Below are 21,443 nucleotides of genomic sequence, written 5' to 3' on the forward strand. Positions count from 1 at the left end.
ATTGCCGCGCCGAGTCAGGAGGCAGCGATGTCCGAGCCGATCGACGAGAGCAAGTGGGCCTGGAAGACCGCAGACAGTTGCCTGCACACCGGGTCCGAGCACATGATCGATCCGGAGGACCTGGTCATGGCCTCCGGTCGCGAGCCGACGCCGGCCCTCATCGAGAAGGCCCGCAAGTTGCTGGAGGAGCATGGCCCCGCAGCTGTCGAGAGGTACCTCCCGTGAGGCGGAGCTGCGCGGCGACGAGCTGAGCCGGCTCGTCACGGACATCACCCCATACCTGGAGCCCGTGCCCCCCTCGGCGCACCCCTGGTGCGCGGGGGCCGTGGTCCTGGCGGGCCGCGGCGGCACCGTCGCCCTCCACGAGGCGATGGGCTGGGCGGAACGCTACGCCTCCTACGACGAGGGCGCCGACCGGGGCGTGGAGCTGCCGCCGGAGCGCCGGGTGGCGATGCGGCCGGACACCGTCTTCGACCTGGCCTCGCTGACCAAGCTCTTCACGGCCGTCGTCGCGGTGGGCCGCCTGGAACTCGGCCGGGAGGTCGCGGCCTACGTGCCCGAGTTCGCCGCGGCGGGCAAGCAGCGCATCACCGTGGGGCAGCTGCTGGACCACACCTCGGGGCTCCGTCCCGAGCTGCCCTTCTACGACCACCCCGACGCCGACGCCCGGGCGAAGCTGCTCTGGGAGGAGGCCCCGGTCGTGGCGCCGGGCACCGAGCGGATCTACTCGGACCTGAACCTCGTCGCCCTCCAGCACGTCCTGGAGCGGACCACCGGCGAGGCGCTGGACGCCCTCGTGCGGGAGGACGTCACCGACCCCTTCGGGATGTACGACACCCGCTACAACCCGCCCGCCTCGTGGGCCCCGCGGATCGCCGCGACCGAGGACCAGCGCAGGCCCTGGGCCCGGCTCGACCGCGGTCCGCTCCGCGGGACGGTCCACGACGAGAACGCCCACGTCATGGGCGGTGTCGCCGGGCACGCCGGACTGTTCTCCACCGCCTGGGACCTCGCCCTGTTCTGCCGCGCGCTGCTCGACCGCGGCGGCCCCCACCCCGGTTTCGAGATGGACCGGCCCTGGTTCATGGGCGCCCTCGCGGGGCGCGGCGCGGCCGGCCACACCGGGTTCACCGGCACCAGCCTGGTGATCGACCCTGCCACCGACGGATTCCTGGTGCTGCTCGCCAACTCCGTGCACCCGTGCCGTACGTGGCGCGACGGCAGCGCGCCCCGGGCGGCGGCGGGCACCCGGTTCGCGAGGGCGCTCGGCGTGGCGTGAGCCCCCTGGGGCGCGTGGGGCGCACCGGACGCGGCGGGACGGCGGGGACGGGCGCCCGAAAGGTGCCCCATGCGGTACATCAGGTAGTTTGGCAGCGGACGTGGGGTGGGGATCCTGCCCGGCAGCCGCGTCGGCCGGCCGGCCCCCACGGCGGAACGGAGGCGCAGCAGGCGATGGACCCCGAGGTCAGGACGCGACAGCGCCCGGCGACGGCCGGAGGGCGGTGAGGGCATGGCGCCGGAGCTCGCCGGTCTCGTCGCCGCGGACCCCGGTCCGGCGCTGCTGGACTCCCCGCTGAGCCAGGTCGTGCGCGACACGGGCGCCTCCATGGGCCTGATCTACCTGATGACCCCCGAGCAGGACCTGTTGCGGCTGGCCGTGGCCGTCGGCGTCTCCCGCAAGATCGACACCATCTGGGGGCGGGTGGCACCCAGCGCCTCCAGCCCTGTCGCCGACGCCGTCCGCGAACGGCGCCTGGTGCTGCTGGACGGCCACGAGGACACCGCCCGCTCGTACCCGAGGCTCGCCCTGGTCCTGCCGTACGACTTCCCGCTCGCCGCGGCCCCGATCACCAGCGGCCCCACCATCTGGGGCGCGCTGTGCCTGGTGTGGCCGGGCGGGCACCCGGGGCGGATCAGCCGGCGGGCCCGCGAGGCGCACCGCGGGGCCTGCGACCGCATGGGACGCCTCCTGCGCAGGGCCGCCGAGGACGGCAGGCCCGTACTGCCCCCCGACGAGCCGCGGGTGCTGCCCGCGCTGCGCACCCGCACCCACGGCCCCAGCGAGGCGTCGGCCGCGGCCGACCTCGCCGAACGGCTCCCGGAGGGCTCCTTCGCCCTGGACCTGGACGGCCGGATCACCTTCGTCACGGAGACCGCCGCAGCCCTTCTCGGCGCGGAGGTGACCGACCTCCTGGGCACCGAACCCTGGGAGCTGCTGCCCTGGCTGGACGACCCGGTCTTCGAGGACCGCTTCCGCGGCGCGATGATCAGCCGGCGTCCCGGCACGGCCACGGCACTCCGGCCACCGGACCGGTGGCTCAGTTTCGAGCTCTACCCGGACGGCACGGGCGTCAGCGTCCGCGTCACCCCCGCCCCCACGCCCGAGGCCGCGGAGACGCCCGCGGCGCAGCTCCCCGCGGGCCCCACGCCGGACCGGGCCATCGCCCTCTACCACCTGCTGCACATGGCGGCCACGCTCACCGAGGCCGTCGGCGCGCAGGACGTCATCGACCTGGTCGTCGAGCAGATGCTGTCGGTCTTCGGCGTGCAGGCCGTGGCGCTGCTGACGGCCGAGGAGGGACGACTGCGCGTCATCGGGCACCGCGGCTACCACGAGGACTTCATGGAGTCCGTCGACAGCATGCCGATGGACCTCGACAACCCCGCCGTGCGCGTGCTCAGGACCGGCGTCCCGAGCTTCTTCGCCAACGTCGACGAACTGCTGCGGATCTACCCCGGCACGGTCGTCCGCGACCGCAAGGCCGCCTGGGCGTTCCTGCCCCTGATCACCTCCGGCCGGCCCGTCGGCTCCATGGCCCTCGCCTACGACCGCCCGCACCCCTTCTCCTCGGGCGAGCGCAGCGTCCTCATCTCGATCGCCGGTCTGGTCGCTCAGGCCCTGGACCGGGCGCGGCTGTACGACGCCGAGCACAACCTCGCCATCAGCCTCCAGGCACGGCTGCTGCCCCGGGCCCTGCCGGAGGTCCCCGGCCTGGAGGTGGCCGCCCGCTACATGCCGGCCACCCGCGGCATCGACATCGGCGGCGACTTCTACGACGTGATCCGGCTCGACACGACCACCTGCGGTGTGGCGATCGGCGACGTCCAGGGCCACAACGTGAACGCCGCCGCGCTCATGGGGGAGGTCCGCACCGCCGTCCGCGCCGTCGCGGGCGCCTCGCCGAGCGAAGTGCTGGCCCGCTCCAACCGGCTGCTCGTCGACCTCGACCCCGGCCTGCTCGCCAGCTGCCTCTACGCCCAGCTGGACCTGGAACGGCACACCGCCTGCATCGCGACCGCCGGCCACCCGCCGCCGGTGCTGCGGCATCCGGACGGCACCACCGAGGTGCTGCCGCTGCCGCCCGGCCCGCTGCTGGGCGTGGACCCCGACGCCCGCTACCCGACCACGGAGATCGCGCTGCCGCCCGGCGCGGTGCTCGCGCTGTACACCGACGGCCTGGTGGAGACCCCGGGCGTCGACCTCGACGCGTCCGCCGCCGACCTGGCGGCGCAGGTCGCCCGGGCCGGCCCGGACGCCTCGATGGACGCCCTGGCCGACAGCCTCCTCGGGCACGCCCAGCGGTCCGGCCCGCGCAACGACGACATCGCCCTGCTGCTCACCCACATGACGGGACGGGCGGACCCGCCGCCGGTGTGACGGCCACTCAGGAGGCCGACCCGCCCCACGCCGGGCCCGCGTCCTGCCATGATGTGATGCGCACGAATGTCGCATTGCTGGGGGATCACGTGACGCTGACCATCGGTGGCGCGCTGCGCGAGCTGCGCACGGCCCAGAAGTCCGCCAAGGGCGTGTCGCTGTACTCGCGCCACATCAACCGCCCGGCGGGCCGCGTCCTCGCCGCCGGCGCCTACCGGGCCGGGCTGACGCCGAACCAGGTCACCCTGGTCAGCGCCGCCTTCAGCCTGGGCGCGGTGGCGGCCCTGGCCCTGGCCCGGCCCTCGTGGCCGCTGGCCCTGGCCGTGTACCTGGGGCTCGTCGTCGGCTTCGCCTTCGACTCCGCGGACGGACAGCTCGCGCGGCTGCTGGGGCGGGGCAGCCCCGCCGGGGAGTGGCTGGACCACGTGGTCGACGCCGGGAAGATCACCGCGATCCACGCGGCCGTCCTGATCTCCTTCCACCGCTTCTTCGACCTGCCCTCCGAGGGCTGGCTGCTGCTGCCGCTCGGCTTCCAGTTCGTCGCCGTGATGATCTTCAGCGGCGGCCTGCTGGCGGACAAGCTCAAGCCGAAGCCCCCCGCGGCCGCGCAGGCGGTCCCGGCCGCCGCGCCGTCACGGCTGCGCGCCTTCGCGCTGCTGCCCGTCGACTACGGGGTGTTCTGCCTGGTCTTCCTCACCCTCGGGGCACCGCGGGTCTTCCTCGCCGCGTACACCGTGCTGTTCGCCGTGCACGCGCTCTTCCTCGTCGCCTTCCTCGCGAAATGGTTCCGCGAACTGAGCGCGCCCGCTGCTAGCATCGAGGCATGATCGCGAACCCGCACCACCGGCGAATGACGGCCCCCGCCCGGGGCCGCTGACACCGGACGCGTCCGCGTCTTCCGAGGCCCCCTTCCGGGGCCTCGATCCTTTTGCGCTCGGAGCCCCGCCCCCGTCCCTCCCGGAGGTTCCGATGACCGCGCCCCAGACGTCCCGTTTCTACGTCACCACGACGATCCCGTACGTCAACGCCCGCCCCCACCTGGGCTTCGCGCTCGAACTGGTGCAGGCGGACGTACTCGCCCGGCACCACCGCAGACGCGGCGAACCGGTGCGCTTCCTCAGCGGCACGGATGACAACTCGCTGAAGAACGTGCTGGCCGCCGAGGCCGAGGGCATCCCCGTCCAGGACCTCGTGGACCGCAACGCGGCCGCGTTCGCCGCACTGGACGCCCCGCTCGCGCTCTCCCTGGACGACTTCATCCGCACCAGCCGCGACCCCCGCCACCGCGCCGGCGTGGAGCGCCTGTGGCGCCGCTGCGCCGAGGCGGGCGACCTCTACCGAGAGCACTACGAAGGCCTGTACTGCGTGGGCTGCGAGCAGTTCTACACCCCGGACGACCTGGTCGGCGGCCGCTGCGCCGAGCACGGCACCGAGCCGCAGACGGTCGCGGAGGAGAACTGGTTCTTCCGGCTGTCCCGCCACACCGACGCGCTGCGCGCGCTGATCGAGGACGGGCGGCTGCGCATCGAACCGGCCGCGCGCCGCAACGAGGTGCTCGCCCTGCTCACGCGCGGGCTGCGCGACTTCTCCGTCTCCCGCTCCCAGACCCGCGCCCGCGGCTGGGGCATCCCGGTGCCCGGAGATCCCGGGCAGGTGATCTACGTCTGGTGGGACGCGCTCGGCAACTACGTCACCAGCCTCGGCTACGGCGGCCCCGACGGGGAGCGCGGTGCCGCGTACGACCGGTGGTGGGCGGGCGACGGACGGCGCGTGCACCTGGTGGGCAAGGGGGTGCTGCGCTTCCACGCCGTCTACTGGCCCGCGATGCTGCTGTCGGCCGGGCTGCCGCTGCCGACGGACATCCTCGTCCACGACTACCTGACGGTGGAGGGGCGCAAGATCAGCAAGTCGGCGGGCGCGACCGTCGACCCGGAGGAACTGGCCGCCGAGCACGGCACGGACGCCGTGCGCTGGTGGCTGCTGCGCGAGGTGCCGAGGGTCGGCGACGCCGACTTCACGCGCGAACGGCTGGTCGCCCGGGCCGACGCGGACCTGGCCGGGGGGCTCGGCAACCTGGTGCACCGGGTGGTGACCATGGTCCACCGGTTCCGTGACGGCGTGGTCCCCGCGGGGGGCGGGGCGGGCGAGCCCGGTACGGAGGCCGTGCTGGCGGCGTGTCAGGAGACGCCGGACGCCGTCGCGGCGGCGCTGCACGACATGGACTTCCGGCGTGCCACGGCCGCCGTGTGGCGGATCGTCGACGAGGCCAACCGCTGCATCGACGAGACCCGGCCCTGGGAACTGGCCCGCGCCGAGCGCCGCCACCGCAGCGCCTCCGCCGGACACCGCCTCGACGCGGTCCTGGCCGCCCTCGTGCTCGCCTGCCGCACCCTCGCCGGGGAACTCGGGCCGTTCCTCCCCGGCGCCGCCGCCCTGATCGCGCACCGCTGCGCGGCCGGCGACGACGGACGCCTCCCGCCCCCGGCCCCGCTGTTCCCGCACTCCGGCGCCCGAGCGGGCCTGGGCAGCGGGTAGGTGTGAGGGGGCGTGGCCGCCCGGGGTTGTGGGGGTTATGGCGGGGGTGGGTGGTCTGGCTGTCGCTTCGTCTGGCTCCCTTTGGTCGCACCGATGGCGGGCTGCGGATGGGAGGGCGGCGGCTCGGCGCTTCGCTGCGGTGTGCGGGCGGGTGCGTGGCAGGGGTTCAGGCGCCACGCACGCACCCGCAGCCCGGACATCGGGAGTCCGCACCACCCTCCCATCCGCAGCCCGCCGCCGTGCGACCGAAGGGAGCCAGACGAAACCCACCCCCACCCACCGGCCCCAGCCCCACCGGCGCGCAGGCAAGCCGGCAACCGCGCAACCGCCCGACCACCGGCACCGGACGGTACGCGAACCGGGGCTCTACGCCCCCGCCCGGCGCTACGCGGGGGCGGGTTCGGCGCGGCTTTCGGGGTCGTCCGCCGGGGCGGCCTCGCGGCGGACGACGGCGATGCGGGCCCAGAGGACCAGCGCCTTGAGGGCCGAGCCGAGGGCGAGGCCCCAGGCGGCGCCCAGGACGCCGCCGAGGGCGTAGCCGCCGATCATGAAGGCGACCGATGCGAGGGAGAACACCACCTGGATGGGCAGGGTGGCCTTCGGCCGCAGGACGCGGAGCGTGAGCAGCGCGCTGGTGCCGGCGGCGATGGCGGCGTACTGGGTGCCCGTGGCGGGCAGCAGGCGGGACGCCGCCGACCAGGTCTCGCCGAGCAGTTCGCGGCCGGCGCGGTCCGGCAGCGCCACGAGCACGGCCGTCCAGCCGGCGGCGACGCCCGCGAGGACGGCGGCGAGAACGGCGGTGGCCCGGACCTGACCGCGCATCCCCGGCACCCGGTTGAGCAGCGGGGGCCCGAACGCGGTGGCGGAGTTGAAGAGCACGTTCATCGGGCCGAAGAGCGTGGTCGTACCGCGCAGCGCGCCCACCGCCAGCTGACTGGCGAACAGACCGAGGCCGACCACCGCGAGCTGGCTGGAGGCGTTGCCCACGCCGTACTCGACGACGAAGCGCCGCCCGAGGTGGCCGCGGCGCACGAAGCGCCGCAGGTCGGCCCTGGTGCCGCGCAGCCTGGGGGCCAGCAGTGCGGCGCCGGCGAGCAGCGCGGGCACCGCCGACAGGCCCCACACCGCGACCAGCCGGGCCGGGCCCGTGCCGTGCGGCTGCAGGGCGAGCGCCGGGAGCGCGACGGCCAGTCGCAGCACGTCGCTGACGAGGGCGAGATGGGGCAGCCGCAGGGTCGAGAAGCAGTAGCGCAGCCCGTCCTGGGTGAGGACCAGCGGCAGCACCATGCCCAGCACGGCCAGCGCCCATGCCGTCTCGCCGGGGACGAAGGCGAGCACCGCCGCCATGGCTCCCCCGGCCACCGTGGACGCCACGGCCACGAAGGACGCCGCGGAGCGGCAGGCGGCGGCCACCGAGGCCGCCTCGCCCCGCTCCAGCACCAGGGCCTGGCCGACGTACGACACGCTGACGCCCAGCAGCACGGAGAAGACGGTGTAGACCATCGAGAAGACCGAGAACCCCGCGGCGCTGGACAGCCGGGCGGCGACCACGAGCACCAGGATGTTCGTGAGCGCCGCCACGCCCTGGTCGAGCACGGAGCAGACGATCGCGGTTTTCGCGCCCGGCGCCGGGCGCACCGTCACCGGGTCACCGTGCGCAGCGGGATGGTGTCGGTGGTCGGCGCCGGGGTGTCGTCGCCGGAGGGGAGGGACGCCCTGGCCGTGGAGGCGGCCGGGACCGTGACGCCGCCCTCCGCGGAGGCCGCGGCCCCGGCGGCCGGGACCGCGGCCTCGGAGCGCGCCGCGGCGGCGTTCCGCTTGCGCGCCGCCCTCCGGGACCGCCGGGCCCACCAGCCGCGGCCGGGCGAGGTGTGCAGGACGGCGCCCAGCACGGTGCTGCCCGCGCCGCTGATCAGCTGGCGCACCCGGTCGAGGTCGGCGCGGTGCACCGCGTGCGGGTCGGCGACGACCAGGACCCCGTCGATGCGGTCGGCCAGCGCCAGCGCGTCGGCGTACGTGAGGACTGCCGGGGCCAGCACGATCACCGCGGCGCCCGGGGCGTCCGCCTCCGCGAACAGCCGGCTCGCCGCGGACGAGGTGAGCGCACGCGCCACGTTGCGCACCCGGCGCCCCGGTACGAGGTCGAAGGAGCCCGACTCGCCCGCGTCGATGGGAACCTGCAGACCGGCCGGCCAGCCGCCTTCGCTCAGGTGCGGGGCGCGGGCCCAGCCGGGCCGGGAGCCGTCGGCCGCGCGCAGCCGCGCCGACAGCCCGGGGGTGCGCAGGTCGGCCTCGACCAGCAGCACCTCCATGCCCATCTCGGCGAAGGACGCGGACAGGTTGACGGCCACCGAGGCGGCCGTCTCGCCGGTGCCGCGCGGGGCGACCACGAGCAGTCGGCGGTGCTCGGCGAACCGCTGGTCGTAGGCGAGCCGGAAGGCGACCGAGCGGAACTCCTCGGCCAGCCGGGGGTCGGCGTTGTCGACGGCGAGCAGCGGCCCGCCCTTGCCGCGCGGCAGGGTGCCCAGCACGGGCGCGCGCAGTGCCCGCACGACGTCGCCCTCGGAGCGCGCGGTCGGGTCGAAGACCAGCCGTACCCAGGCGGCCAGCAGGCCGACGGCGATGCCGACGAGCGCGCCGAGGCCGAGCATCATGGGCAGCCCGGGCCCGGAGGCCGCCGCCGGCGGGGAGGCGACCCGGATCCACTTGCCGGGCGTGGTGTCGAGGGTCTGCAGGCTGGTGATCTTGGTGCTGAGTTCGGAGATGCGGCCGACGAGGGTGGCCTGCACCGTGGTGGCCGCGTCGAGGGTGGGTCCCTCGCCCAGCCTGGCGATCTGGTCGTCGAGTTCCTGGCGCTGCTTGACCACCGGGTCGAGCTGCTTGCGCAGGTTGTGGACGGTGTTCTTGATGGTGTTCTCGGTGGCCTCCTGGCGCGCGTCCATGAACGCCTGGGCGAACGCGTTGGCGCGGCGGGCCGCCTGGTCCGGGTCGGTGTAGGTGTACGCGAAGCGCAGCACCAGCGTGTTGGGCGGGTTGGTGACCTGGAGGTCGGACTGGAGCGAGGAAACGGAACGTTCCGGCAGGTGCAGCTTCTTGGCGGCGCGCTTGGCGATCTCGTTGCTCATCGCCGTCTGCCGCTCCGTGCCGATGTTGATCGCCTTGTCGGGCGCCGTACCGCCGGCCGCGAACTCGTCGACGGTGGCCGCCCGCAGCACGACCTCGCTGGTCGCCACATAGGTGTCCTTGCCCGAGACGGCCAGGTATCCGCCGCCGAGCAGCCCGATCAGCACACCGGCCACCAGCAGCGCGCGGTAGCGGACGAGCTGACGGAACTGGTCGCGCAGGAGGTCCGGTTCGTCGTGGGCCTCGGACATCTGCGATGCGTGCGGTTGATCGCTCACGTGCGTGGAACCCCCCATACGTCCGATCCCTCAGGATCGACAGCTTCTGCGGCCGTGTCCAGTGCCTCCGCGAGGAGCGCACTGATCCGTGACAATCCGGCCTCACGACTCAGGTGCGCCGTCACGTACGCGGGTCCCCGGGCACCGAGTTCACCGGCGGCCTCCGGGTCCTGGGCGAGGGCGCGCACGGCCTTGAGAAACGCCCCCGGGTCCTCCGGTTCCACCAGCAGCCCGGCCTCGGACCGCAGCACCTCCTGCGCGGTGCCGCCCTCGGCGGCGACGGAGGCGACCACGGGCCGTCCGGCGGCGAAGTAGGAGGTGAGTTTGGACGGGATGCTCATGTCCAGCACCGAGGCGCGCTGGGTGACCGCCAGGACGTCGGCGGCGGCCAGCACGTCGGGGAAGTCGGCGTCGTCGGCGGGCGGCGCGAACTCCAGGTTCGGCACGTCCGCCGCCAGGTCCCGCAGGTGCTCGCGCTGGTTGCCGTCGCCCATCAGGACGATCCGCACCGAGGGGTCGAGACGGGCCGCCTCGACCAGCACCTCCAGGCCCTGCTTGAGCCCCATGTTGCCGGAGTGCAGCACGACCGTCTGCTCCCGGCCCCAGCCCAGCCGGGCCCTGGTCTCCTCGCGCGGCCGCGAAGGGCGGGCCACGTGGGACCAGTTGGGGACCAGCCGGATGCGTCCCCGGTCCACGCCCATCGCGGCGACCTTGTCCACGAAGCTCTCGTGGATCACCCCGACCAGCGTGGCCCGCTTGAGCGCGTACGCCTCCACGGCCCCGGCGGCCGCCGCCGCCCGGTCACCGCCGCGGATGCCGCTCTGCGCGGCGGCGGCGCCCATCAGGTCCTGCACGATCGGTACGTACGGCACCTTGTGCCGGGCGGCGATGCGCGCGCCGATCACCCCGCCGGCCAGGCTCGGCATCTGCGCCACCACCGCGTCCGGCCGGACACGGGGCGCCGCGACCAGCCCGTGGGCGAGGATCGAGGCCTCGAACAGAGCGCGCTTGAGCGCCGTCTGACGAGGCGGCACGGTGTGCCGCCGACGGTGCACGCGCACCCCGGCACGCCGCTCCTCGATCCGCCACACGCCCCGGTACGCCGGGTCGAGCCGCCACGACGGGTAGTGCGGCATCCCGGCGAGCACGTGGACCTCGGCGCCGCCGCCGTCCGCGGCCGCCCAGTGTTCGGCGATCTGCGTGGCGTACGGGCCGATGCCCGCGTGTTCGGGCGCGTAGTTGGTGGAGACGATCAGCAGAGTGCGGCCCTTGAACTCGGGCACGGAAGGACCCCTTCCCCCCAGAAGTGACCAGATGCTCACCTTATCCGTTCACCGGAGAAACACACTGGCTTCACGCTAATGTCTGAGACTCCGCAACTCGCGGAACGGTTGTATTCCTGTGGGGGGATTCGCAACATGGCGCACCGTGTGGGGTATGCACCTGGTGTCTACGACCTGTTCCACGTCGGCCACCTGAACATCCTGCGGCACGCCCGCAGCCAGTGCGACTACCTCGTCGCGGGGGTGGTCTCCGACGAGATGGCCGCCCTGGCCAAGGGGCGCAAGCCGGTCGTCCCGCTCATCGAACGGCTGGAGATCGTCCGCAGCGTGCGCTTCGTCGACGCGGCGTTCGTCGAGACCGTCCCGGACAAGCTGGAGACCTGGGAGCAGGTCCGGTTCGACGTCATCTTCAAGGGCGACGACTGGCGCGGCACCGAGAAGGGGGCCAGGCTCGAGCGGGACTTCGCCACGGTCGGCGTCGAGGTCGTCTACTTCCCGTACACGGTGCACACCTCCAGCACGCAGCTGCGCCGCGCGCTCGACGCGTTGACGACTCCCGCGGCGGGTGCGGCCGGGCGCTGACCCCCGGCCCGCGCCGGCCCGCTCAGCGCAGCTGCTTGCGCTCGTCGGAGCGCAGGGTCGTGACGAGCGCGAAGCAGATCAGGGCGACTCCGATGCGGCCCGAGGCCTGGAGCAGCGGGCCGCGCAGGAGGATGAAGGAGTAGCCCGCGACGAGCGGGATGACGATCGCCATCACATTGCCCGGGCGCGGGTCCACCGAGGTGCGCAGGGCGTAGCGGCGGTCGCCCCGGGCGGCGAGGTAGCCGAGGGCGATGAAGCCGACGACGACGCCCCCGGCGCCGAAGTCGATCCAGACCTCCGCCCACATGGGGGAGGACAGGTTGACGTTCTTCATCCCCATCCACTGGCCGATCATGACGCCCGTGTCGCGGGGCTTGCCCTGCCAGACCGACCGCGGCACGAAGAAGAACGCGGAGCCCGCGAGCTGGCGGCCGTAGAAGTGGCCGGGGCCGGAGTCCGAGAAGGTGATCGTGTTGGCGAACATGCCGACCTGGTCGTAGTCCTTGATCGCCAGCGGCTCGAAGACGGACGTCGTCTGCACCGGCTTGTAGCCGTCGTCGTCGTAGCGGAAGCGGTCGGCGAACGGGAAGACGACCAGCGCGGCCAGCACCCCCAGCGCCAGGGCCGTCCGGTACATCGTCGGGCTCTTGGGGAAGGCCGTGAAGAGGAACGAGAAGAGCACCGTCAGGAACCAGTAACGCGGGTTGCTGATCGGGTTGTTGACCACCCCGTTGAGCAGCAGCAGGGCAACCCAGGTGGCGATCACCAGCGGCCGGCGGCGGGCCCGCCGCGAGGTCACCAGCCAGCGGGTGAAGACCAGCAGCGCCAGCAGTGCGGGGACGGTCCCGAACCCGCGCAGGAAGGCGGAGCCGACGTTGGACTCCGCGGAGGCGGCGCCGTCGGCCCGGATCGTGTCGGTGATGGCCTGACGGCTGCTGAAGAACACCGCGGGGCCGCCCAGTTTGACCACCAGCAGCGCGCTGCCGACGAACGCGATCGCCGCCAGCAGGAACACCCGCCTGCGGTGGAAGGAGGCGGAGCGGTCCTTGCGCCGGGCCCGGCGGATCGGCCGGTGCCGCGACAGCAGGGCGCCGACGTCGAAGGCCGCGCAGCCGATCAGCACCAGCGCCACCGCGACCAGCAGGTCCGCGCGGGTGCCGACGACCGGTGTCGGCGTCTGGTCGAGGACGTCCTGCACGAGCGGGGCGACGCCCATGGCGACGTAGACGAAGAGCCAGAACGAGCCCTGGATGAGCTTGCGGTGGGCCGTCAGCGCCATCACCGCCAGCCGGGTGCCGGAGTAGCAGGTGAGCACCATCTGCAGCCAGAAGACGCCGTCGTGCACCCCCGGGCCCGGCTGCACCGCGACCACCGCGGGCAGGAACAGGCCGAGCCCCAGGATCAGCGGTACGGCCAGCGCGCGGGAGAGCAGCGCCCGCGGCGAGACCGGCGGGACCTCGACGCCCTCGGCTCCCGCCCCCGTCCCCGGACCGGCCGGGCCCCCCGGCCCGCCGGGCCCTCGCGGTCGCAATCCGCGCGGCTGGATTTCGTGTGCCTGAACGGCCATGCAACAGCCCCCCAACGATTCCCCTCGCGCAGTCTATAGATCCTGCCTCCCCGGAAGCGTGTCCACGGATAATCTGTGCGAACGGTGCCGGGGAGGGCACCAGGGGCTGGGGTTCTTGGGGGTGCGTCCGTGACGGCACGTGATCTGTCGGCCTTCACACTGGCCGGGTACGACAAGGGACGGGGCAAGGCCGTCCAGGCGCTGTGGTTCGCGGTGATGAACACCGTGTTCTCCGCCTGGTTCTGCCCGGCCCGGCTGCGGGTGGCGATCCTGCGGGCCTTCGGCGCCACCATCGGCGAGGGGGTGCTCATCCGGCACCGCGTCCGGGTGCTGTGGCCCTGGAAGCTGACGGTCGGCGACCGTACGTGGATCGGCGAGGGCGCCTGGCTGCTCAACCTGGAGCCCATCACCATCGGCACCGACGTCTGCGTCTCCCAGGAGGCGCTGCTGTGCACCGGCAGTCATGACCACCGCACCGTCGACTTCCGCTACCGCAACGCGCCGATCACCGTGGCGGACGGCGCCTGGGTCGCCGCCCGCGCCATCGTGCTCGCCGGGGTGACGGTCGGCCGCCACGCCGTCGTCGGCGCCGGAACCGTCCTGTCGAAGGACCTGCCCGAACTCACCCTGCACACCGCCGAGGGCACCCGGACGCTCAAGGAGCCCCAGCCGTGAAGGAGCCCCAGCCGTGAAGGTGCTGCACGTCGTCACCCTGCACACGCCCACCAACGCCTTCGGCGGCCCGACCAGGGTCGCCCTCAACCTCGCCCGGGGGCTGCGCGGCCGTGGTGTCGACGCCGAACTGGTCACCCTGGGCGACGGCTTCCCCGAGGGCCCCCTGCCCGACGAGGTGGAGGGAGTGCCCGCGCGGATCTTCCGGGCCCGGCACGTGCTGCCGCGCTTCGAGGTCTCCGGGATCACCTCTCCGTCCCTGCTGGCCGGAGCGCGGCGGCTGGTGCGCTCGGCGGACGTCGTGCACGTCCACCTGATGCGCGACCTGATCACCCTGCCGGTCGCCGTTGCCGCCCTGCAGTGCGGGCGGCCGCTGGTGCTGCAGACCCACGGGATGGTCGACCCCAGCGACAAGCCGCTGGCCAAGGTGCTCGACGCGCTCGCCACCAAGCGGCTGCTGCGCCGCGCCGACGCCGTGCTGCACCTGACCGAGTGGGAGCGCACCGACCTGGAGGCGGTCGTGGGCGCGGGCAACCTGGCCCGCCCCGTACGCCTGCCCAACGGCACCGCGCTGCACCAGCCGAGGGTCCCCAGCGGGCCGCCGACCGTGCTCTACCTGGCCCGCTTCCAGACCCGCAAGCGCCCCAAGGCCTTCGCGGAGGCGATCCCCGAGGTGCTGCGGCGCCACCCGGACGCCCGCTTCGTCCTCGCCGGGCCGGACTCCGGGGAGCTGGCCGGCACCCTGGAGACCGTGCGCACGCTGGGCGTCGAGAAGTCCGTGCGGCACGTCGGCCCGCTCAGCCACGCCGAGGCGCTGGAGGCCTTCCGCGCCGCCGACGTCTACGTCCTGCCGTCCGTGGACGAGCCGTTCGCGATGTCGCTGCTGGAGTCGATGTCGGTGGGCACGCCCGTCGTCGTACGGGAGTCCAACGGCCTCGCCCCCGACATCGAGCGGGCCGGCGCCGGACGGGTCGTGCACCGCCCCGAGGAGATCGCGGGGGCGGTCCTGGAGCTGCTGGAGCCCGAGGCGAACCAGGCGGCCTCACAGGCCGCCTGGCGCCTCATCCGGGACGAGTTGTCGCTCGACGCCGTCCTCGACGTCCTCCAGGAGGTGTACGGGACGGCTACGACGGAACGTTCTCGCGCGTCTTCAGCCCGATCTGCCAGCGGTAGAAGCTGAGCGCGAGTGCGTAGTCGAAACCGGCGCGGCCGTCGAGGAAACCGCGCCGGGCGAGGTAGGTGTAGCCGAAGAAGAGCAGCGGCTTGAACGGCACCTTCTGGAAGAGCCGCCCCTGCCGGGTCTTCAGCCCCCGCACCTGCTCCTTGGCGCCCGGGTGGTGCTCCAGCCAGGCCTCCCAGTCCGAGTAGCGGTTGTGCCGCTCGAACCAGGTGCGCACCGGGTCCAGGTCGCGGTGCTCGATCCGGCCCTTGAGCCGGCCCACCGGTCCGTCGGCGGTCGGCTGGTAGTGCCCCTCCTGCTCGCCCATGCCGGGCGCGCCCAGGTCGTCGACCTCCGGGTACGACACCCGGGTGCGGTCCAGCAGCGACCGCTTGACCACGGTGTAGCCGCGCCGCAGCGGCCGTCCGGCGAACCAGTACAGCAGCGGGATGTCGAAGGCCGCGGGCAGGACGGGCTGCCGCGCGAAGACCTCGCGGAGCTCGGCGATCAGCTCCGGCGTGGGCACCTCGTCCCCGTCCAGGAACAGCAGCCAGGGGATGTCCGGGTGGACGTTGTCCAGGCACCACTGCTTCTTCTTGGGGTACTTGCCGTCCCAGGTGTACGGCACGACCTGGGCGCCCAGGGACTCGGCGATGGCGCGGGTGTCGTCGGTGCTGTCGGAGTCGACGACCACCACCGCCTCGAAGTGGCCGATGACCGAGCCGACCGTGGTGGCGATGTTCTCCGCCTCGTTCTTGGTCGGGATCGCCACCACGACGGGGAGCCTGCTCACGAGTTCGGTCATCGGCCCTCCCGTGCCCAGGCGAAGCAGCCGCGCGAGTCGAACGTCCTCACGGCCGCGGTGATGGTGACCTTGTGGGCCGTGCCGGTCTTCGTCCCGGCCGTCCAGGTGCAGTCCTCGGTGGGGGTCAGGGCCCGGTAGGTGCCGGGTGCGACGACGCTGCCCGCCTTCGCCTCGGCGCCCACGGTGTAGGAGCCGTCGGCGAAGCCGGTCTCGGCGGCCGCCAGGACGTCCTGCTGGGCCGGGCACAGGTGGGTGACGGCGCCCTTGGCGCCGCCGATCTGCCCCGTGATGATGCCGCCGATCGCGGCGTCCTTGTCGACCTCGGCGACGCGGGCGATGCGGTCGCAGGTCTCCTGGCCCAGTTGCAGCACGGCCGCGGGGTCGGTGCCCTTGGGCACCCGCCCCGACAGGTAGCCCTTCTCCTTCTTGGTGAAGGAGCCGGTGGCCGGGGTGAGTTCGTCCTCGGGGACCTTGGGTCCGCTGGGGACCGCGTCGGATGCGGGGTCGGTGGGCGTGGCCGGTTCGGCGGAGACCGAGGCCGAGGCCGACGCGGCGGCGGTGGGTGCGGTTGTGTCCTTGGCCGCGGTGTCCTTGCCGTCCGAGCCGCTGGAGCAGCCGGTGAGCAGCACCGCCGCCGCCGTCACGAGGACGGCGGCGGCGGTGGCGACCCGGCGGGGCGGGTGGGTCATCCGTTCTTCCCCAGGTTGTAGTGCTGGGCGATCTGCGAGGCGGAGAGCACGCTCGGGTAGATCGCGGTCTCGTCGATCGAGCCGGCGAAGTAATTGCTCGTCGGGCGGCTGGTCCAGCCGGACAGGTTGTCGCCGCCGACGTGCCAGTAGCCCACGTAGTCGTTGCCACCGGTGATCAGGAAGTTCGACGCCTGCAGCGAGCCGTCGACGTACAGCCGCATGCCGCTGGAGCCCTGCGTGGCGACGACGTGGTGCCACTCGCCGTCGTTGTAGGCCCCGGAGGTGGTGATGGTGCGGTTGCTGCCGCTGCGCACTCCGAAGATCAGCCGGCCGGCGTTGGTCATGTAGACGTGCTTGTCGGTGGTGGCGCTCGCCTCGGTCGTACGGTCGCCGAAGCCGACGATCTTGCCGCCGGTGGTGGTGGTCGTCCTGAACCAGGTCTCGATGCTGTACGAGGACGGCCGGTTGCGCTTGGCGTCGCTGTACGACCACTGCGTGGTGCCGTTGTACGTCACGGCGGTGCTGCCGTTGCCGGCGAGCGCGCCGGGGCTGACTCCGCGGGTCGGGCCGCCGACGTGGTTGCCGCCGTCGTCGGCCGGCGAGTTGTCGGCGACGAAGGTGTTGGCGGTCTCGTTGTACCGCCAGTACAGCGTGGCGCCGTCGGCGAGGACCTGGGTCGGGTACGCCTCGGGCACGGTCGCCGCCGTGACCGTCTGGGTGGGCGACTTGACGGTGGTGTTGGTGCCGTCGCTCGCGGTGACCCGGTAGGTGTAGGTGGCACCGGCCGTCACGTCGGTGTCGGTCCAGGTCAGCTGCGGCCGCACCCACGGCAGCGAGGAGGCCGTGGTGGTGTACACGGGGGTGGCGGCGCCGTTCTTGTACACGCGGTAGGTCAGTGAGCTGTCGTCCAGGTCCAGGCTGGTCTGGATGCGGACGTTGACCGAGCCCGGGGTGACGCTGGAGGCGTTGACGTTCGGGGTGGTCGGCACGCCGGTGTCCGGACCCGAGGAGAAGCGGGTCAGGCCCTGCTGGGCGACGCCGTTGACGGTGGTGAACTCGCCGCCGACCCACAGGTAGTCGGTGCCGCCGGACGAGGAGACCGACATGACGCGCGGGCCGATGCCCTCGCCGAGGCCGTCGTTGGTGTCGGGGAACCAGCCCAGCTTCGCGGGGTTGTCGACGGACTCCGCGAGCAGGTGCTTGCGCCGCTGGTTCGGGTACTCGTTCATGGTGCTGCAGTCGTGCGCGTGCGAACCGCTGTACAGCACGGACTTGTAGACCTCGACGGACTGGGTGGCGCCGAGGCAGGTGTCGCGCCAGCGCTGGTTGAAGTCGCTGAGGTTGAGCGCGATGCGGCCGTCGAAGACACCTCCGCCGGTGCCCTCGTTGCCCGTGTAGACGCCGGTGGCGTCGGTCGTGACGTCCTTGACGACCGACGTCGACGGGATGAAGGAGGACCCGTAACCCTTCACCACGGCGCCGGTCGTCGCGTCGACCACGGCCAGGGCGTGCGAGGAGGTGCCGTTGACGCGGTCGAAGTCGCCGCCGAGGACGATGTTCGCCCCGTTCGGGGTGATCTCCAGGGCACGGCCCGGCGCGTCGCCGTTGGCCGTGAAGGCGGTGACGTCGCCGGAGGTGGTGACGGCGGCGAAGTTGTCGTGCGGCTGGCCGTCGACGGAGCTGAAGTCACCGCCCAGGTAGACGGTGTCGGCGGTGGCGGCCAGCGCCCGCACGGTCGCGTTGACCGCGACGGCGAAGTCCGTCTTCACGGTGCAGGTGGCGATGTCGATCGCGGCGAGGCTGCTGACCGGGGTGCCGTTGACCGCGCCGAAGAAGCCGCCCGCGTACAGCGTGGCCCCGTCCGGTGACACGGCGAGCGCCCGCACGGTCGCCGTGCCGGAGCCGACGGTGAAGGACAGCCTGCAGTCGGTGGGCGCGCCGGTGGCCGCGTCGAAGGCGGCGAAGTTGACCGCCTCCTGCTCGTTCGGGCCGCCCGCCGCCTCCCCGGACGGGCGGACCGAGGAGAAGGTGCCACCGGTGAATACGGTGCCGTTCGCCTGCGCCATGGCGAAGACGATGCCGTTGGTCTGCCAGGTCGGCAGGCTGTCGGCCGTCAGCGCCACCGGCGGTGTCAGTGCCACCGCCGGTTGCGGCGCCAACGCCCCCGCCGCCAGGGATCCCGCCGCCAGGGTCAAGGCAGCGGATATGGATCTGAGCTTGCGCATGTGCCCCCCAAGGCCCCAATGCCCCCGAGCGTCCCGCTTGGCCGCCCGTGCACCGCAGGGTATGGGTTGACATACGACTGATGGACGGTGTTTGAAGAAAATGTGAGCACTAAGGTGCGCCGAATGTCAGTACGAGAACGGGGTGGTTGCCCGCTCCCGCCGCCTCGCTCGACCACAGCCACAGCGCGTCGGTGCCCGTGCTGGTCAACGCGAGGTCGTAGGAGCTACCCAGGGCCCCGGCCAGCGCGCCGGCGTCCAGCGCCGTCTCGTACGCGCTCTGGGCCGCCGTGGCCCCGGTGAGCGTGCCGAGCACCGTCGAGGACAGCGCGGGCCGGCCGGTGTACGTCACGCCGGTCTCCGTCCAGCTCCCGGTGACCGGGACGACGCTCTGGCCGTCGGCCGATCCGGCACTGGCGTCGGAACTGGTGTGCACCCGCAGCCGCGCGCTCTTCAGCACCGTCCCGGCGGGCGCGGCCGGCAGCGAGAAGCGCAGATAGGTCAGGTACGCCGAACTGCCGCGCACCGCGAGCGAGCCCGAGGTGCCGTAGTTGGCCGACGGCGCGCCCGCGTTGACGTACGAGTCCTCGGCCGCCTCGACGGTCACCTCGGACTCGGGGGGAGTGCCGCCGCCCCCGGTGCCCAGCGTGTGGTGGTCGGCGACCTGGGCGGCGGTCAGCACCGACGGGTAGACGGCCGTCTCGTCCAGCTGACCGGCGAAGTAGTTGCTGGTGGGGCGGTTGGGCCAGCTGCTGAGGTTGTCGCCGCCGACCCTCCAGAAGCCGGAGTAGTTCTGGCTGGTGGTGGTGGGGTCGCTGCCGGCGAGGGCGCCGTCCACGTACAGCCGCATGCCGCCGCTGCCCTGGGTGGCGACGACGTGGTGCCAGCCGCCGTCGTTGTAGGTCCCCGTGGTGGTGATGGTGCGGTTGCCGCCGTTGCGCACCCCGAAGGCCAGGCGCCCGTTGTTGGTCATGTAGATGTGCTTGTCGAAGCTGCTGCTCAGGTTGTCGTCCACGTTGCGGTCGCCGAAGCCGATCAGCTTGCCGCCGGCCGTGGTCGTCGTCCGGAACCAGGTCTCGATGCTGTACGCGGCCGGGCGGCCGTGCCGGGCGTCGCTGTAGGCGTAGTCGTTGCTGCCGTTGAAGCCCAGTGCCGTGCTGCCGGGCACGGCGCCCGGGGTCTGCCGGTACGACGGGCCGTTGAGGTACACCGCGTTGTCGTTGCCGGGGGAGGAGTCGGCGCCGAACTGGCCGGAGGCCTCGTCGTAGCGCCAGTACAGCGTGGCGCCGTCGGCGAGCACCCGGGCCGGGTAGGCCTGGGTCGCCGACGCGGCGGTCACCGACTGGGCGGGGGACAGGGCGCTGGTGTTGGTGCCGTCGCTCGCGGTGACCCGGTACGAGTACGTGGTGCCCGCCGTGACCGAGGTGTCGGTGAAGGCCAGCTGCGGGCGCGCCCACGGCAGCGAGGAACCGGTGGCGGTATGGATCGGCGTGGTGGAGCCGTTGCGGTAGACGCGGTAGGTCAGCGGGCCGTCGTCCAGGTCGAGGCTGGACCGCCAGCGCACGGTGACCTGACCCGGCCGGATGCTCGCCACGTTCACCTCGGGCACGCTCGGCGCCCCGGTGTCCGGGCCGGAGGCGAAGCGGGTCAGGCCCTGCTGGGCCGCGCCGGCGACGGTGGTGAACTCCCCGCCCACCCAGAGGTAGTCGGTGCCCCCGGAGGAGGCCACGGTCATCACGCGCGGGCCGAGTCCCTCGCCGATGCCGTCGTTGGTGTCGGGGAACCACGGCAGCAGCGCCGGGTCGTCGACCGACTGTGCCAGCAGGTGCTTGCGCCGCTGGTTGGGGAAGGCGCCCATGCTGCTGCAGTCGTGGGCGTGCGAACCGCTGTACAGGACGGTCCGGTACACCTCGACGGACTGCGTCGCGCCCAGGCAGTTGTCCCGCCAGCGCTGCCCGAAGTCACTGGTGTTCAGGGCGATGCGGCCGTCGAAGACACCGCCGCCGGTGCCCTCGTTGGCGGTGAAGACCGCGGTGGCGTCCGCGGCGAGGTCCTTGACCACCGACGTGGCCGGGATGAAGCCCACCGGGTAGGCCCTGGTCACGGCACCGGTGCCGGTGTCGACCACGGCCAGGGCGTGCGAGCCGGTGCCGCCGACGGTGTCGAAGTCACCGCCGATCACCGCGTGCGCGCCGTCCGGGCTCAGCTGGACCGCCCGGCCCGGCTTGTCGGCGTTCGGGTTCCACGCGCGCAGCGCGCCGCCGGTGGACAGCGCCGCGAACCGCGGCCGGGACTGTCCCGCGACGGAGGTGAAGTCACCACCGACGTACACGGTGTCCTCGCTGACGTCGATCGCCCGCACCGTCGCCGAGAAGGACGGCCGGAAGGAGGCGTTGGGCGTGCACGTCGCGATGTCGATCGCGGCGAGGCTGCTGACCGTCACTCCGTTGACGGCGTTGAACCAGCCGCCCGCGTAGAGCGTGCGCCCGTCCGGCGAGACCTCCAGGGCGCGGACGGTCGCGGTGCCCGAGCCGATCGTGAAGGAGAGCCGGCAGCTGGTGGGAGCGCCGGTGGCGGCGTTGAACGCCGCGAAGTTGACGGCGGACTGGGTGGTGCCGCCGGACCCGGAGGACCTGACGGCGGAGAAGGTCCCGCCCGCGAAGACGGTGCTCCCCTGGTGGGCCATCGCCCACACCACGCCGTTGGTCTGCCAGGTCGGCAGCGGATCCGCGGTGATGGCCACGGGCGGCGTGAGCGCCCCGGCGGTCGGTGCCGCCGCGACCCCCGCGCCGGCCAGCGAGGCCGCCGTCAGAACCAGTGCAGCGGACAGTCTTCCCCAAGTGCGCATGAGCCCCCCAGCCCTCGCCGCC

16 protein-coding genes are annotated in these 21,443 nt (G+C 73.3%); 8 read left to right on the forward strand and 8 right to left on the reverse strand.

Going from position 1 to position 21,443, the window contains the following annotated elements:
• The first annotated feature begins 27 nt into the window (after window positions 1-27).
• From ACFW3D_RS24290 to metG, 5 genes are all read left to right on the forward strand, one after another.
• On the forward strand, window positions 28-225 hold the full coding sequence (locus ACFW3D_RS24290; protein ID WP_018556880.1) for a hypothetical protein: 198 nt from the start codon (window positions 28-30) through the stop codon (window positions 223-225).
• Window positions 191-1,279 (forward strand): serine hydrolase domain-containing protein, encoded by a 1,089-nt coding sequence (locus tag ACFW3D_RS24295; RefSeq protein WP_500506976.1) that lies wholly within the window; start codon window positions 191-193, stop codon window positions 1,277-1,279. The genes ACFW3D_RS24290 and ACFW3D_RS24295 overlap by 35 nt, the downstream gene beginning before the upstream one ends.
• A gap of 231 nt (window positions 1,280-1,510) precedes the next feature.
• Window positions 1,511-3,658, forward strand: a complete 2,148-nt coding sequence (locus tag ACFW3D_RS24300) for a SpoIIE family protein phosphatase (RefSeq protein ID WP_500506978.1) — start codon at window positions 1,511-1,513, stop codon at window positions 3,656-3,658.
• Between the two features lie 56 nt (window positions 3,659-3,714).
• On the forward strand, window positions 3,715-4,485 hold the full coding sequence (locus ACFW3D_RS24305; RefSeq protein WP_500506981.1) for a CDP-alcohol phosphatidyltransferase family protein: 771 nt from the start codon (window positions 3,715-3,717) through the stop codon (window positions 4,483-4,485).
• Between the two features lie 142 nt (window positions 4,486-4,627).
• A complete protein-coding gene (gene metG / locus ACFW3D_RS24310) occupies window positions 4,628-6,193 on the forward strand; it encodes a methionine--tRNA ligase (RefSeq protein ID WP_500506983.1) in 1,566 nt (521 codons plus the stop codon).
• Between the two features lie 384 nt (window positions 6,194-6,577).
• On the opposite strand, the gene ACFW3D_RS24315 is transcribed toward metG, so the two are convergent.
• The 3 genes from ACFW3D_RS24315 to ACFW3D_RS24325 are packed head-to-tail and all read right to left on the reverse strand — an operon-like array spanning window position 6,578 to window position 10,847.
• Window positions 6,578-7,837, reverse strand: coding sequence for an MATE family efflux transporter (locus ACFW3D_RS24315; RefSeq protein WP_500506985.1), 1,260 nt, complete (start codon window positions 7,835-7,837; stop codon window positions 6,578-6,580).
• Complete coding sequence (locus ACFW3D_RS24320; RefSeq protein ID WP_500506987.1) at window positions 7,834-9,567, reverse strand: tyrosine-protein kinase domain-containing protein; 1,734 nt, start codon at window positions 9,565-9,567, stop codon at window positions 7,834-7,836. The genes ACFW3D_RS24315 and ACFW3D_RS24320 overlap by 4 nt, the downstream gene beginning before the upstream one ends.
• A gap of 23 nt (window positions 9,568-9,590) precedes the next feature.
• A complete protein-coding gene (locus tag ACFW3D_RS24325) occupies window positions 9,591-10,847 on the reverse strand; it encodes a glycosyltransferase family 4 protein (RefSeq protein WP_500507073.1) in 1,257 nt (418 codons plus the stop codon).
• Between the two features lie 165 nt (window positions 10,848-11,012).
• Between ACFW3D_RS24325 and ACFW3D_RS24330 the strand changes: the two genes are divergently transcribed.
• On the forward strand, window positions 11,013-11,459 hold the full coding sequence (locus ACFW3D_RS24330; RefSeq protein ID WP_500506989.1) for an FAD synthase family protein: 447 nt from the start codon (window positions 11,013-11,015) through the stop codon (window positions 11,457-11,459).
• A 22-nt stretch (window positions 11,460-11,481) separates the two neighbouring features.
• On the opposite strand, the gene ACFW3D_RS24335 is transcribed toward ACFW3D_RS24330, so the two are convergent.
• Entirely contained in the window at window positions 11,482-13,026 is a 1,545-nt protein-coding gene (locus ACFW3D_RS24335; protein ID WP_500506991.1) for a hypothetical protein, read from the reverse strand.
• Between the two features lie 129 nt (window positions 13,027-13,155).
• Between ACFW3D_RS24335 and ACFW3D_RS24340 the strand changes: the two genes are divergently transcribed.
• Window positions 13,156-13,701, forward strand: a complete 546-nt coding sequence (locus ACFW3D_RS24340) for a WcaF family extracellular polysaccharide biosynthesis acetyltransferase (RefSeq protein WP_500506993.1) — start codon at window positions 13,156-13,158, stop codon at window positions 13,699-13,701.
• A gap of 13 nt (window positions 13,702-13,714) precedes the next feature.
• On the forward strand, window positions 13,715-14,878 hold the full coding sequence (locus ACFW3D_RS24345; protein ID WP_500506995.1) for a glycosyltransferase: 1,164 nt from the start codon (window positions 13,715-13,717) through the stop codon (window positions 14,876-14,878).
• On the opposite strand, the gene ACFW3D_RS24350 is transcribed toward ACFW3D_RS24345, so the two are convergent.
• From ACFW3D_RS24350 to ACFW3D_RS24365, 4 genes are all read right to left on the reverse strand, one after another.
• Window positions 14,823-15,662, reverse strand: a complete 840-nt coding sequence (locus ACFW3D_RS24350) for a glycosyltransferase family 2 protein (protein WP_500506997.1) — start codon at window positions 15,660-15,662, stop codon at window positions 14,823-14,825. The two genes, ACFW3D_RS24345 and ACFW3D_RS24350, sit on opposite strands and share 56 nt — an antisense overlap.
• Window positions 15,659-16,351: a hypothetical protein gene (locus ACFW3D_RS24355; RefSeq protein ID WP_500506999.1), complete on the reverse strand. Its 693-nt coding sequence runs from the start codon at window positions 16,349-16,351 to the stop codon at window positions 15,659-15,661. The genes ACFW3D_RS24350 and ACFW3D_RS24355 overlap by 4 nt, the downstream gene beginning before the upstream one ends.
• Window positions 16,348-18,576, reverse strand: a complete 2,229-nt coding sequence (locus ACFW3D_RS24360) for a LamG domain-containing protein (protein ID WP_500507001.1) — start codon at window positions 18,574-18,576, stop codon at window positions 16,348-16,350. Before ACFW3D_RS24360 ends, ACFW3D_RS24355 begins: the two co-directional genes overlap by 4 nt.
• Before the next feature lie 109 nt (window positions 18,577-18,685).
• The gene (locus ACFW3D_RS24365) at window positions 18,686-21,421 is read right to left on the reverse strand and encodes a LamG-like jellyroll fold domain-containing protein (RefSeq protein WP_500507003.1); all 2,736 of its coding nucleotides are present in this window, start codon (window positions 21,419-21,421) and stop codon (window positions 18,686-18,688) included.
• Between the last annotated feature and the right edge of the window lie 22 nt (window positions 21,422-21,443).

This window comes from Streptomyces sp. NPDC058864, from assembly GCF_042742985.1.
In the GTDB taxonomy this organism is placed as follows: domain Bacteria; phylum Actinomycetota; class Actinomycetes; order Streptomycetales; family Streptomycetaceae; genus Actinacidiphila.